The following is a 13,671-nucleotide window of genomic DNA, read 5'->3' as shown; positions in this document are numbered from 1 at the left end:
AGAAATTTTTTATAAAACTATAACAGTTAAACCGTGTTTTGATGGCGTGCTATAGTTTTTTTTCAATCATCTGTAGCTATATAACCAGTCCTCTAAAGTTCAAAATAAAAATGAACAGGATTTACGCCAACCTAAATCAACTTTCAAGACATAATGTGAACGCTGTTTTAGATTTTATATAAGTACATGATAGTGTTCTTCTTTTTTGTTCCATTGTTGTTTCGTGTAGGGCCTGGTTGTTGCGTGTTTCTTAAAGACCTAAGTGTAAGTGTAGCGCTTCTAAAATAGCTTGGATGTTAAAAAATGTTTATCACTTCTCAACTGAACATTATTCATAAAATTATTAAAAATCAGTCTATTTCCACCTTGGTAATAGATCAGTTGGAACAGACGTATGTGAACCTTGAAGCAACCTTACTTAGAGCGAAAGTACTCAGGGATTTTTCTAAAACTCAAACCGTGTATTTAATTCAGTCTCACATTGAGCCACATCAAAGTAGTTTGGCTTATCTATTCTCGCCATTTATTTTTGCGAACTTAAACAAAGCAGCCATTTATACAACACCGGCGACTCCACCTGTGCTAACTATCCTTAATAAATACTATCAAGCTGACAAGAAGGTCGTATTTAAGGTAGACGAAGTTTTAGAAAGCCTAAAAATATATCTAGATTTAGAATTAATAGAGATGGGAGAAGCTGAATTTATTTATTTAAATTTAATTAAAGCATTATGTCGAAGTGATATCTCTACAGTTTTTTTAATTACCCATTTAGAGCTTGATGTAGAAGCGTTAAAGCAACTTGAACAGTTCTTAAAAATAAAAATTCATTGGGTAAAAGTCGTAAAATATGAGGGTCTAAAAGACTTGGATCAGTTGGATATGCGTAAATTATTATTTAAAAATAAAGATGAAGTGTATGTTCAATTATGCGCTCTGTTTGCTCAAATGAATGCAGCACTGGTCGGCCTATGCGATACCTTTACTGTCAATCAAATGACACACTTAATTGATGATATGTTTTACTCAGAGCATATTTTCGAAAAACTTTCTGTTTATTCAGAATATATGCAAACCTTATTGCAAAGTCAGCATAGTCTTCACAAAAAACAAATTACTTAGCAATGCCATGCTTTTGGTTGGTGTTATATCAAGATTGAATACTGTTATAAAAAAATAATCGTTTTCATGTGAAATAAATATTTTATGGTAAAAGCAAAGCAATATTGGTTTTACTTACATGACAAATTTAAATTTTGAGCATCATCTCGGTTCATTAACTCACGCTGCACTGAGTCAGGCTTCAATCATTTCGCGGGTATGGGGTGAAGGACCTTCTGAACGGTATGATGAATTGGCAAGTAACTTCAGACCGACTTTTGCCCGTATTAAAGAAGGGGCTTTAATCCGTGAGCAGCAGCATATTTTGCCCTATGAACAACTTCAATGGCTTAAGGATATTGGTTTTACACGGTTAAGACTTCCTAAAGCTCATGGTGGTTTTGATGCAACTATTCCTGAACTATTTGCATTGCTCATTGAACTTGCAGAGGCCGACTCAAACTTACCGCAAGCTTTGCGTGTGCATTTTGGTTTTACTGAAGATGTGTTGGTAAGTAAAGACAAAACGTTTCAACAGCGTTGGCTTAGCCGAATTGCCAATGGGGAAACAGTGGGTAGTGCATGGTCTGAAGGCGGGAAAGAGTCAATCGATCAGTTTGAAACGCACTTATATCGAGATAGTGACGGAAAAATTCGCGTTAAAGGCAAAAAATACTACACCACAGGGAGCCTATATGCAGACTGGGTGGATGTTGGGGTAACAGATTTAAAAGGAGAGTCTGGCTCAGTTGTTGTTCGCCGTGAAGATGAAGGTGTCGAAATTGTCGATGACTGGAATGGCTTTGGACAGCAGCTTACTGCAAGTGGTACGGCATATTTCCATGATGTAGTGGTCGATGAAACTGAAATTTTACCTGACGATGACCGTTTTAAATATTCGGCTGCTTACTATCAACTGGTCCAACTGGCAATCATTACAGGTTTAGGGCGTGCCGCAACCTATGAGGTTTCTCAAGCTGTTGCTAAACGTACCCGAAACTATACGCATGCGAATGCCCAATTTGTAAAACAGGATCCGCAAATTTTACAAGTAGTAGGACAAATTCGTGGCGCGGCTTATAGTGCAGGAGCGATTGTTGAAAAAGTTGCACAAAGCTTACAACGTGCTTACTTAACTGCATTTAAAAATAATGAGCAGCTTGAAGAAGAGCAAAATGCACTTGCCGAGCTTGAAAGTGCACAGTCTCAAACGGTCATTACCGATCTAATTTTAAATGCTTCTACGATTTTATTTGACGCTTTAGGTGCTTCTGCAACTGACAAAGATTTAGGCCTAGATCGATACTGGCGTAACGTACGAACTTTAGCTTCACATAACCCGAGAGTATTTAAAAATCGAATTATTGGTGATTTTAGTGTAAACGGCACATTACCACCTTATCAATGGCGTATTGGTGAAGTTTCTAAACAATAAATTATAGTTTTAGATGTTAAGCTGCTATTTTTAGCGGCTTAACGTTATTTATATTTTTTAAAATAAATTATAAAAAAACTATTAGAATAAAATCATATTTTGTTTGGGGTATATATTATAAAGAAAATATAAAAATTGCTTTAGTATAAAATTAAATAAAATGCTGGTTGATATTTTATGACTAAGAGAATTAGTTTTAACGCTTTTGAAATGAATTGTATAGCCCATCAATCTCCTGGATTATGGCGACATCCTCAAGATCGATCTGTTGAATATAAAGATTTAGAATATTGGACGGATTTAGCCCAAATTCTTGAGCGTGGTTTTTTTGACGGTATTTTTATTGCAGATGTGCTTGGTATTTATGACGTTTATCATCAAAGTGCTGAACATGCCTTAACAGGTGCAGTTCAAGTTCCGGTCAATGATCCACTACAGATTGTACCAGCGATGGCCGCAGTCACAAAGCATTTGGGCTTTGGTGTCACGACCTCTATTTCCTTTGAACATCCTTATCCTTTCGCTAGACGTATTAGTACGCTAGACCATTTAACCAAAGGGCGAGTTGGTTGGAATATCGTGACGTCTTATTTGGAAAGCGGTTCAAAAAACTTGGGTTTAAAAACTCAGGTTAACCATGATAATCGTTATGATATTGCTGATGAGTATTTAGAAGTCCTTTACAAACTTTGGGAAGGTTCTTGGGAAGAAGGCTCAGTACTTCGCGACCGTGAAAATGGTATCTTTGCTGACCATAAAAAAGTGCATCCAATTCAGCATGAGGGTAAATACTTCACTGTACCGGGCATCCATATTTGTGAACCATCACCACAGCGAACGCCAGTACTTTACCAAGCAGGCGCATCTTCACGCGGGCAGAAGTTTGCCAGTCAAAATGCTGAGTGTGTATTTATTGCGGCGCCGTCTAAAATTGCCACTAAAAAAGTGGTACAGGGTATTCGTCAAAAGTTGGTTCAAGAAGGCCGCGACCCGTACTCAGTTAAAATTTATGCACTTTTGTCGATTGTCACTGATGAAACCGATGCAAAAGCACAGGCTAAGTTTAAAGAATATCAAAGCTATGGAAGCTATGATGGCGCTTTAACATTGCTGTCAGGCTGGTCGGGTGTGGATTTTTCACAATATCAACCCACCGATAAAGTTGAATATATTCAAACCAACGCGATTCAATCTTTATTAGATTCTTATGTAAATGCAGATCCGGAACGTGTCTGGACCATTGAAGAAATTGCAAACTGGAACAGCTTAGGTGGTAATGGACCTGTACTTGTAGGTTCGGCAGAAACCGTTTCGGATGCTCTACAGCAATGGGTTGAAGATACCGATGTCGATGGTTTTAACTTAGCCTACATTTTGGCGCATCAAACCTTTGCCGATGTAGTTGAGTTTATTGTGCCAGAGTTGCAAAAACGTGGGGTATATCAAACCTCATATGCACAAGGAACATTAAGAGAAAAACTATTTGGTGCTGGGCCATATTTGCCTGAAAATCACCGAGGTGCAAAATATCGTAATCTAAAAGAGTTAAAACTTGCTGAGGCTAGTTAAATATTTTGGAAAGTCTTTAAATAAATAGCTGGTTAAATGCCAGCTTTTATTTTGTCTTTTTATATCGATTTTATTGCTGAGTTAATAATGAAAAGATAATTCTATAATTTAGATTAAAACATCAGATTAATTTGTTTTTGTATGGTGTGAATAATCATTATTTTGTTTCTGTGATTAAAATACAGGAATTATTAAGTGAGCACACAAGAACTCGATCATAACCATCGTTATGAAATTAAATCTCCTGATGATGTTTCACAATTAATTTCCAAATTTGCAGGGAAGGGTAAATCGAATAAAGTTATTTGGTTGGCACTAATTGGGGTGTTTATTGATGCCTATGATCTAACAACGCTCTCTTTCGGTATTGAGCAAGTCATCTCAGAGTTTTCCTTAAGCCCTGTCATGACTGGTGTGGTGGCTTCAGCAATTGTCTGCGGAACCATTGTGGGTAACCTGATTGGTGGTTGGCTGACAGATAAAATTGGCCGTTATCGGGTCTTCATGGCGGACATGGTGCTGTTTGTTATTGCGGCAATTGTTGCAGGCTTTGCACCGAATGTATGGGTTTTGATTTTAGCCAGATTTATTATGGGAATTAGTGTTGGTATTGATTTGCCTGTGGCAATGTCATACTTATCTGAGTTTTCCAAATTTAACGGTAGTAGCAATAAGGCAGCGCGTTTAGCCGCATGGTGCCCAATGTGGTATGCCGCTTCTTCGGTGTGTTTTGGCCTAGTTTTGGCGCTTTATTTTCTTTTACCACCAGAGCATAGCAACTGGTTATGGCGAGCATCTTTAATTTTCGGAGCAGTGCCAGCGTTACTCATTATTTTTATTCGCGGTAAATATTTAACTGAATCACCAATCTGGCTTGCAAACCAAGGCGATTTAAAGGGGGCAGCTCGAGTTCTACAAGAATCCTATGCAATTAATGCAGTCGCTACAGTTGAAAAAGTAGAAAGAACTGCTGAAAAGAAAAAGCGCGAGGGGTTTGCGGTTTTATTTAATAAAACCTATTTGCCAAGAACTATTGTGGCCATTGTGATTCACATTTCGGTGGCATTTCAGTACACGACCATTGCCTTCTTTTTACCTTCTATTTTAACGCGTTTCTTTCATACCGATGTCTTGACGACCATTACTACCACACTCGGACTCAATTTGCTGTTTGCATTTACGGGCGGGCTGTTAGGTGTATTTGTTGCCAGCAGATTTAAATCTCGTCATGTGTTGCTTACAGGCTTTTTATTCCAGTTTATAGCCCTCATTGCGTTAGCATTAATTGGTGAACCCGGTAATAGCTTTTTACTTTACACAGCAATTGGCATGCTGGGTTTGTGGCTTTTTGCTGAAGGTTTTGGGCCTGGGGCACAAATGATGGTTTATCCAACTATGGCTTATCCAGCTTCGATTCGTGGTGTTGGGGTTGGCTTTAACCGTGCGGTAACAGGTGTTGCTCAAGCCATTGCTTTGTTTGTTTTACCGATCTGGATGGCGGGATATAAAACAGATGTTTACCTGATTATTTCTATCTTTGCGTTTATTCCTTTAATTGTGATTGGACTACTAATTAAGTTTGAGCCTACCGCTCAAGATGTCGATGTTGTCGATGAAGATAAAGCAGAACTTCCTCTCAATAATTCACCAGTAATCGACTAGAGTAAAAATAAATATCTAGATAAAAACAAAGGCCAACATCTGTTGGCCTTTGTTTTAAGAATTAGAAGTAATAAGCAAAAATTACAAATGCTTTTTTGTTCCATTTATCATTGCTTCCGCCAGCCGCAAGACCTTCACTGTCTCCTAGATATGGATCGTGTTTACCCATCAGCAACTCGGCTTGTACTGTCAATTTTTGATAGTTAAACGCAATGCCGGGAATAAAACGGGTGGAGTCTTTAAAGCCATCTTGCTCTTTTCGATAAGAACTATAGTTCAAGTACGGACGAACAGAGGTAATTGGGCCAAACTGCTGAGGAAATAAATAGCTGAGCTCGGCTGAATAAATCTGACCTTTGGTTGCCGAGTTAAATGAATAATCGAAACCGCCCAAAGTCAGATGATCTTTATATTCAGTGTCGGCATTATCAATGTCTTGATAACCAGCCAAAAGCTGTAAATTCCATTGGTTGTAATTGGTATTGCTAAAAACCGAATAAACTTGGCGATCGCCATCTTGCCCTGAACGTTTATTTTCAATGGTGGAATACCATGCGGAGGCGCCAAGTTGAGTAGAGAAATTTTCTTGGCCTAAGATATTCTTAAAGGTATGAGCACCGCGAACAACAATTGAGTTCTTTTCTTTGGTACTGGTACCTTGTGATACTGAGTCATCTGCATTGACAGGGTTGATACTAAATCGACTCGAGTCTTTGCTTTTACCTCTATAAGTGCCACCATCGGTAGGATAAAAGGCGAGTTGTGCTTCATTGATTCCATCATTGAAATCATATTTCACCCCAAGGTTATGTACATCTTCCCAACCTGCACTATTGGCAATGCCTAAATAATAAGTATTTCCCCAAAAGCGGCCCAAGCCAAAAGGAACTGGGTTTAAGCCAGCAATAATTTTACTGTTGTCATTAATTTTATAACCTAACCACGCATCGGTAAGCCAATTGGCATCTCCTAAATGCCCGTAATATTCATAAACCCGATAATCTAGGCGGCCAATCCATTTAGGGGAGTTGTAATCTAGCCATAAGACCGCGTCATTAAAAGAAAATTTACTGGTAGAGGGTTCAGAGTCAAAATCATAAATATATTTAGCCCGAACAGTACCACTTACTTTAAGTTCACCTTCTTCAACATTGCCAAAGGTAAGCGCTGCATGACTTGAGAGGCTGAATGTAAGCAAAGACGTTGTAATTAATGTTTTTGTCAAAATTTGAGAATGCTTAAACAAAAGAATTTTTCTCCTCTTAAAAATAAAAAGTAAATTTGCGTCATGTATAAACCAGAAAAAGATTTGTCCAAATCTCAATATTTGCAGAAGTTTTAAGATAAAAAGATAATAAAAATCTGACCGTTATAAAAAATCTCGAAAATTAATTAGATGCAAAAATCTGGGTATAGAGACAAAAATAAAAATGATGAAATATGAGTAGGATAAAATAATTAAAAGGGGGATGTCAGGGTCTTCTAATCATATGATTTGGGAATATCGTTTTTAATTATTGATATATAAGTAATTTAATTTTACCACTAATCTGTAAGTTTGCTTGAAATTTGCTTTTTACCAAAAGATAAAAACTTATGAAGAAAAGTTATTTATAAAAACCAGATAAGCAACTCATATTTTTTTATTTTTCATTATAAGGCCAGCTGCATACCATGAGCTTATATTATTGAAAGATCATGAAATTATGAGCACGAAGACCAAACCGTTGATTATCACGGCAATTGTTATAGTCGCAATTGTTGCATTTATCGTATGGCAAAATAAAAAAGACAATAATACAAGTGCTTCAGTTCGTGACAACAAACCTGTTGTGATTGCTTATCAAACTGGGGTTGACCCAAGCAAAGTTGCACAGGCGAATGGAGACTATGAAAAACATAGTCAACGTACTATTCAATGGAAAAAATTTGATGCGGGTTCAGATGTTGTCAATGCTCTGGCTTCAGGTGATGTGGTACTTGGTAATATTGGTTCAAGCCCACTTGCTGCCGCGGCAAGCCGTAATTTACCGATTGAAGTATTCTTAATTACTTCAAAACTTGGTGCATCTGAAGCACTCGTGGTGAGTAATAAATCAGGCATTAAAACTCCTCAAGATTTAATTGGCAAAACCATTGCTGTACCGTTTGTTTCGACAACCCATTACAGCCTTTTGTCTGCACTTAAACATTGGAACATTCCAGAAGACAAAGTAAAAATTATTAACTTGCGTCCACCTGAAATTTCAGCTGCTTGGGAACGTGGTGATATTGATGCTGCCTATGTGTGGGAACCTGCTTTAAGTAAAGCCAAAGCATCTGGTACGGTTTTAACCGACTCAAAACAAGTCGGTGAATGGGGTGCTCCAACTTATGACTTATGGGTTGTACGTAAAGACTTTGCAGAGAAAAATCCTGACTTTTTGAAAGCTTTTGTCCAAACCACACTTGAGCAACTCGAAAAATATAACCAAGACCCAGCCGCTTACGTTAAAGATGCTGATAACGTGCAAAAAATTGCGCAGCTCACAGGTTCCGATGCAAAAGATATCCCGCTTTTATTAAGTGGAAATATTTACCTTGACCACGCTCAGCAAAAACAAACGTTAGATGGTGAATTTGCGCAAAATATTTTTGATACAGCGAAATTCTTAAAAGGTCAGGGCAAAGTCGATCAACTTAAAGCCGATTATAAAGGCAATGTGAATTCTTCATTTTTGCAGCCTTAAGGAGTTGTCATGAGTGTACTTGAAGCCAAACATATTCATCTGACTTTTCCTAAACAGCAAAAGCCAGTTTTACAAGACATTAACCTAACCATTGAAGAAGGTTCTTTAACGGTGATTTTAGGTGAGTCGGGTTGTGGCAAAACAACTTTGCTTAATATCTTGGCAGGGTTTCAAAAGCCGAGTTCTGGTGATGTGCTTGTAAATCATGAAGTCGTAACTGGACCAGATGTAACTCGTGCTGTTGTATTTCAAGATCACGCCTTACTTCCTTGGTTGAATGTTGCAGATAATGTTGGCTTCGCTTTGCAGTTAAAAGGTTTAAAGCGTGCAGAGATCGAAGCACAAGTAAACGCAATTTTAAAAATTGTGGGTTTAAGTCACGTTGAAAAAGCCAATATCTGGGAACTTTCCGGTGGTATGAAACAACGTGTTGGTATTGCCAGAGCTTTGATCAGTCACGCGCCGTTTATTTTATTAGATGAACCTTTTGCCGCATTAGATGCTTTTACGCGTGAAAACATGCAGCAGTTAGTGCTCGATTTATGGATTCAACAAAATAAAAGCTTCTTTTTGATTACTCATGACATTGAAGAAGCATTATTACTCAGCAATCAGCTGGTACTAATGACAGCGCATCCAGGCAAGATTGTAGAAACTCTACACCTCGATTTTGCCCAACGGTACCGTCAGGGTGAGTCTATTCGCTCAATTAAATCGGATTCTCAATTTATTCAGCTCAGAGAACAGCTATTTGAAAGTTTAAGGGCACAAAAACAAAGCGGTAAGGAGGCGTTACCTACATGAACACTAAAGATAACGTCTATGAATATGACAAAGCAGAGCTTAAACCTGAGTTAAATGTGCAAACAGAAAATGCTTCATTTCTATCATCATTTTTTGAGAAGCATCGTACTTTGGCGGTCAGCATAATCAGTGTGGGAAGTGTAGTTGCACTCTGGTTCCTCATTACTGCTTTGCATGTTGTACCTGAACTGTTTTTACCGAGTCCACAGGCAGTCTGGCAAAAATTTATATCGGTCAGCCAAGAAGGCTTTATGAAAGCAACTTTGTGGCAACATTTGGCAGCCAGCATTTCTCGTGTATTTTTAGCTTTGATTGCTGCCGTGGTGATTGGTGTTCCGCTGGGTTTGTGGATGGGGCTGAACAAATGGGTTCGTGCTGTTCTAGATCCTTTGGTTGAATTATTACGTCCAATTCCGCCGTTAGCTTATTTGCCTTTACTTGTTATTTGGTTCGGTATTGGCGAGACCACAAAAGTACTTTTGATTTTCTTCTCGATTTTGGCACCTGTCATTATTAGTAGTGCGCATGGTGTGTTAAGCCATCAGCTTAATCGTGAACGTGCGGCATTGTCATTAGGGGCAAGCCAGTCACAAGTCTTTTGGCATGTCATTTTACCAACGGCTTTGCCTCATATTATTACCGGTATTCGTATTGGTCTTGGGGTGGGCTGGTCAACATTAGTTGCAGCTGAGTTGGTTGCAGCGGACCGTGGTATTGGTTTTATGGTGCAATCGGCAGCACAGTTCTTAATTACCGATATGGTGATTCTGGGCATTATTGTGATTGCGATTGTCGCAGTTAGTTTTGAGCTGTTTTTACGTTGGTTACAAAAACAGTTTTCTCCTTGGTATGGTCAGCAGTTGTAGTAAAGAAGATGAATACAGTAGTAGCAAACTTAAATATAGAAGTGATCAAGCCTACCATTGGCGCAATTATTCACGATATTGATTTGAATGCGTTAAATGAACAGACAACGCAACAAATCCAGCAGGCTTTGCTTGATCATCAAGTCATTTTTTTTCGAAAGCAACAATTAGCTCCGCAAGCACAAGCAGACTTGGCCCGTAGTTTTGGCACGTTGCATGTGCACCCGATTTATCCTTCAATTGAAGATGTACCTGAGGTGATGGTACTCGACAGTTGGAAACAAGATTTGCGTGACAATGAACTTTGGCACACAGACGTGACTTTTAGTAAAACTCCACCTTTAGGTTGTGTGTTGCAAGCCATTAAAATTCCACCTGTAGGCGGTGACACGTTGTGGTCGAGTAATACAGCAGCTTTTAAAGGGCTTCCGCTTGAGTTACAGCAAAAATTGCGTGGCTTAACTGCAACACACGATATTCGTAAGTCTTTTCCACTTGAGCGTTTTGCCCATAACGAAGAAGAGCGTGAAAAGCTTTTACAAACCTTTAAGCGTAACCCACCAGTGGTTCACCCAGTGGTACGTACTCATCCGGTTACAGGTGAGCCTTTGTTATTTGTAAGCGAGGGTTTTACCACACACATTAATGAGTTACCCGAGCAAGAAAGTGAGCAATTACTTAACTTCTTGTTTGAACATGCGACCCAAGAGCAATTTCATTTACGCTGGAAATGGCAAGACGGTGACGTCGCGATTTGGGATAACCGTTGCACACAACATAAAGCATTATTTGATTATGGCGACGCCCATCGAATTATGCACCGCGCAACTATTAATGGCGATGTGCCATTTTATAAAGAAGAACAACAACCAGTGTTAGCAGAGGCTTAATTCCTTTAATTATTCTTTGTTTCAATTCCAACGCAGCGTTTTGAGTTGGAATTGAAATATTAACTCTTTAGTGCATTCCAAATCCTGACAATATGCCTGTGTAATTTTTTACAGGAGGTGAGGCCCAATCACCAACTTTGCTGGTTTTTAAATTTAACTGAACTAACATTTCAACTTGTTTAACTGCTGCTGCAACGCCGTCAATAACAATCACTCCCAATTCGTTTTGTAGTTTTAGGCATAAATCACTCATACCTGCACAGCCCAAAACAATCGCATCGCTTTTATCTTCTGTGAGTACTTTTTTGCACTCATCTCGTATTGTTCGATAAGCATCTGAGTCAGGAAGCTCCAACTCTTCAACTGCAATGTCACAAGCTCGAACATTTTTGCAAAATGGTGTAGCCCCGTAGCGATGAGCCAGATGCCAACTCATATTCACTGTGCGTTGTAAGGTCGTGACCACACTAAAACCAGTACTTACATAACTTGCAGTTCGCATAGCTGCTTCGGCAATCCCAATCACAGGTGCCGAACTGATTTCACGTGCGGCATAAAGCGCAGGATCACCAAAACAGGCAATAACATAAGCATCTACATCTAGAAGTTCACCTTGGCGAATTTCCTCTAGCACACCTACGGCACTTAGGGCTTCATCATAATAACTTTCAATTGTTGCAGGGCCCATTTGAGGACTCACAGCAATAATTTGAGTATCAGAATTTGCGACTATCTTTGCTGATGCAGCAATTTTGTCAGTCATGCTTTGGGTGGTATTAGGATTAATAATTTTAATTTTCATTGTGCTTTTACCTTAGTCATTGCTGATTTAGCATGGGCAAGCGGTTGGTTAAGAAATCGGTAAATGACAAAACCGAATCCCATCCCAATAAACCATGTGAAATTAGCCAGCCCAGACAGTTGTGGTAAAAGTACGCAGAGAATAGGAATTAATGAAGCTGGAATTAACGCATAAAAGGCAGAGTGGTTATAACCATTTTTGTACCAATACGAGCCTTGAGTATCTAAAGTATATAAATCATCTACCACGATTTTTTGTTTTTTAACGAGGTAAAAATCGGCGAGCAATACACCAAAAAGTGGACCGATAAATGCACCTAAAATATCAATGGTGTAATGGATCACTTGAGGGTTATTAAACAAATTCCATGGGGTAATGAAAATTGAACCTACTGCTGCAATCATTCCACCCATACGCCAGCTAATTTTGCTCGGTGAAACGTTGGAAAAATCAAATGCAGGTGAAACAAAGTTAGCAACAATATTAATTCCGATAGTGGCAATCATTAAGGTCAAACTACCTAAAATGACTACAAATGTGTTATCCAGTTTTCCAACCATCTCGACAGGGTCTGTAATAAGTTTTCCATATACTGGAAGCGTTGCCGCAATACACACCACAGTAAGTAAAGAAAAGCCTAAGAAGTTAATTGGTAAGCCAAGAAAGTTCCCCATTTTAATCGCGTTAAAGCTTTTACCATAACGAGAGAAGTCGCCAAAATTCAGCATCGGTCCTGAAAAATATGAGACAACGAGCGCAATAGCACCAATCATGACTGGTACAACTGCAAAACCGTCGTATTGAACCCCACTTAAATTTAAATCAATATTCTGCCAGCCAGCTTTCCAGATCAGCCAGACTGCCATTGCAAACATCACAACGTAGACAGCCGGACCTGCCCAGTCAATAAATTTACGTATGCTGTCCATGCCAGACCAAAAAACAATCGCTTGTAGTAGCCAAAGCAGCATGAAGCCAACCCATCCTAAATAGGAAAGCCCAAGAAAGCCGTAAGTTGAAACATCAGCATAGACTGACCATTCTGGAGAGAACTTTAAAATGACCAATAAGAATGCACTTGAGGCCAAATATGTTTGAATGCCATACCATGCGACAGCAATAAGACCACGGATAACGGCAGGAATATTTGCACCAAGCACACCGAAAGTGGCACGACAAATCACAGGATAGGGCGTGCCTGTTTGTTGGCTAGACTTGGCAATTAGATTTGTAAAAAACTGAACTATGGCAATGCCGATGAGTAAAGATAGAAGTACCTGCCAGCTGTTCAGCCCGAGTGCAAAAAGGCTCCCAGCCATGACATAACCGCCGACGCTATGAACATCCGACATCCAGAAGGCAAAAATATTATAAGCGCCCCAAGTTTGCTTTTTTAAAGGAGCTAAGTCTTGATTTGTTAGTTTTGCATTATAAGAAGGTTTAATTATCGCTTCGGTATTATTCATCTTGAACACTCACTTCCCTATGTTGGGCGGGCACGTTCTTCAGCAGCTTGAAATACTGACTAAAAGAATGAAATTAAAATTGTGCACAATGTAATATTTGGATTGTGCACAATTTATTGAGCAAAAGTTATGCCAAACTTGAGATGTAGTATTGATGAGTGATTTCGCTTGATATGATTTTTGAATATAAAGAGAGAGATTTATAAACGGAGACGTGCTTAATTTTTTATAAAAAGCAAATAAATTTAGGTATATAAGTGGGTATTTATAGATTTAATATTGAATTATTCAGCTCAGCATAGATAGTGTGAAAATGAGAGAAATATTTCCAAACGCTTAAGTTAAAC

General features: G+C 38.8%; 11 protein-coding genes. 8 read left to right on the top strand and 3 right to left on the bottom strand.

Annotated elements, in window-relative coordinates; genetic code table 11:
* Window positions 1-303: 303 nt before the first annotated feature.
* The 4 genes from KNQ97_RS01875 (at window position 304) to KNQ97_RS01860 (ending at window position 5,767) form a co-directional block, all read left to right on the top strand.
* Window positions 304-1,122 carry a hypothetical protein gene (locus KNQ97_RS01875; protein WP_253611717.1) on the top strand — a complete coding sequence of 273 codons (819 nt, stop codon included), beginning with the start codon at window positions 304-306 and terminating at the stop codon, window positions 1,120-1,122.
* A 118-nt stretch (window positions 1,123-1,240) separates the two neighbouring features.
* The gene (locus KNQ97_RS01870) at window positions 1,241-2,536 is read left to right on the top strand and encodes an acyl-CoA dehydrogenase family protein (RefSeq protein ID WP_253611716.1); all 1,296 of its coding nucleotides are present in this window, start codon (window positions 1,241-1,243) and stop codon (window positions 2,534-2,536) included.
* A gap of 177 nt (window positions 2,537-2,713) precedes the next feature.
* A complete protein-coding gene (locus tag KNQ97_RS01865) occupies window positions 2,714-4,105 on the top strand; it encodes an LLM class flavin-dependent oxidoreductase (protein ID WP_015451501.1) in 1,392 nt (463 codons plus the stop codon).
* Between the two features lie 195 nt (window positions 4,106-4,300).
* Window positions 4,301-5,767 (top strand): MFS transporter, encoded by a 1,467-nt coding sequence (locus KNQ97_RS01860; protein ID WP_253611715.1) that lies wholly within the window; start codon window positions 4,301-4,303, stop codon window positions 5,765-5,767.
* Window positions 5,768-5,828: 61 nt separating this feature from the next.
* On the opposite strand, the gene KNQ97_RS01855 is transcribed toward KNQ97_RS01860, so the two are convergent.
* A complete protein-coding gene (locus tag KNQ97_RS01855) occupies window positions 5,829-7,013 on the bottom strand; it encodes a hypothetical protein (protein ID WP_253611714.1) in 1,185 nt (394 codons plus the stop codon).
* 442 nt (window positions 7,014-7,455) lie between these two features.
* Between KNQ97_RS01855 and tauA the strand changes: the two genes are divergently transcribed.
* Genes tauA through tauD form a run of 4 tightly spaced genes read left to right on the top strand, consistent with a single transcriptional unit; the run spans window position 7,456 to window position 11,056 of the window.
* A complete protein-coding gene (gene tauA / locus KNQ97_RS01850; RefSeq protein ID WP_000651495.1) occupies window positions 7,456-8,496 on the top strand; it encodes a taurine ABC transporter substrate-binding protein in 1,041 nt (346 codons plus the stop codon).
* A 9-nt stretch (window positions 8,497-8,505) separates the two neighbouring features.
* Window positions 8,506-9,300, top strand: a complete 795-nt coding sequence (locus KNQ97_RS01845) for a taurine ABC transporter ATP-binding protein (RefSeq protein ID WP_000114463.1) — start codon at window positions 8,506-8,508, stop codon at window positions 9,298-9,300.
* Entirely contained in the window at window positions 9,297-10,166 is an 870-nt protein-coding gene (gene tauC / locus KNQ97_RS01840) for a taurine ABC transporter permease TauC (RefSeq protein WP_253611713.1), read from the top strand. Before KNQ97_RS01845 ends, tauC begins: the two co-directional genes overlap by 4 nt.
* Window positions 10,167-10,174: 8 nt before the next feature.
* Complete coding sequence (gene tauD, locus KNQ97_RS01835) at window positions 10,175-11,056, top strand: taurine dioxygenase (RefSeq protein ID WP_253611712.1); 882 nt, start codon at window positions 10,175-10,177, stop codon at window positions 11,054-11,056.
* Window positions 11,057-11,123: 67 nt separating this feature from the next.
* Here tauD and KNQ97_RS01830 read toward each other — a convergent pair whose 3' ends face one another.
* Together KNQ97_RS01830 and KNQ97_RS01825 are read right to left on the bottom strand one after the other, a co-directional pair.
* Window positions 11,124-11,858, bottom strand: coding sequence for an aspartate/glutamate racemase family protein (locus KNQ97_RS01830; RefSeq protein ID WP_253611711.1), 735 nt, complete (start codon window positions 11,856-11,858; stop codon window positions 11,124-11,126).
* Complete coding sequence (locus tag KNQ97_RS01825) at window positions 11,855-13,324, bottom strand: NCS1 family nucleobase:cation symporter-1 (RefSeq protein WP_253611710.1); 1,470 nt, start codon at window positions 13,322-13,324, stop codon at window positions 11,855-11,857. The genes KNQ97_RS01830 and KNQ97_RS01825 overlap by 4 nt, the downstream gene beginning before the upstream one ends.
* Window positions 13,325-13,671 lie beyond the last annotated feature (347 nt).

The sequence above is a fragment of the Acinetobacter sp. UC24323 genome (assembly GCF_024151445.1).
Taxonomy (GTDB): Bacteria; Pseudomonadota; Gammaproteobacteria; order Pseudomonadales; family Moraxellaceae; genus Acinetobacter; species Acinetobacter baumannii.
The sequence above is the reverse complement of the archived record's forward strand: the minus strand, read 5'-3'. Positions and strand labels throughout refer to the sequence as shown.

Bases quoted from the DNA above. Each gene is read 5' to 3' on its own strand.
- KNQ97_RS01875 (WP_253611717.1), top strand. From the start codon at position 304: ATGTTTATCACTTCTCAACTGAACATTATTCATAAAATTATTAAAAAT.
- KNQ97_RS01845 (WP_000114463.1), top strand. From the start codon at position 8,506: ATGAGTGTACTTGAAGCCAAACATATTCATCTGACTTTTCCTAAACAG.
- KNQ97_RS01830 (WP_253611711.1), bottom strand. From the start codon at position 11,858: ATGAAAATTAAAATTATTAATCCTAATACCACCCAAAGCATGACTGAC.
- tauD (WP_253611712.1), top strand. From the start codon at position 10,175: ATGAATACAGTAGTAGCAAACTTAAATATAGAAGTGATCAAGCCTACC.
- KNQ97_RS01865 (WP_015451501.1), top strand. From the start codon at position 2,714: ATGACTAAGAGAATTAGTTTTAACGCTTTTGAAATGAATTGTATAGCC.
- KNQ97_RS01825 (WP_253611710.1), bottom strand. From the start codon at position 13,324: ATGAATAATACCGAAGCGATAATTAAACCTTCTTATAATGCAAAACTA.
- KNQ97_RS01870 (WP_253611716.1), top strand. From the start codon at position 1,241: ATGACAAATTTAAATTTTGAGCATCATCTCGGTTCATTAACTCACGCT.
- tauC (WP_253611713.1), top strand. From the start codon at position 9,297: ATGAACACTAAAGATAACGTCTATGAATATGACAAAGCAGAGCTTAAA.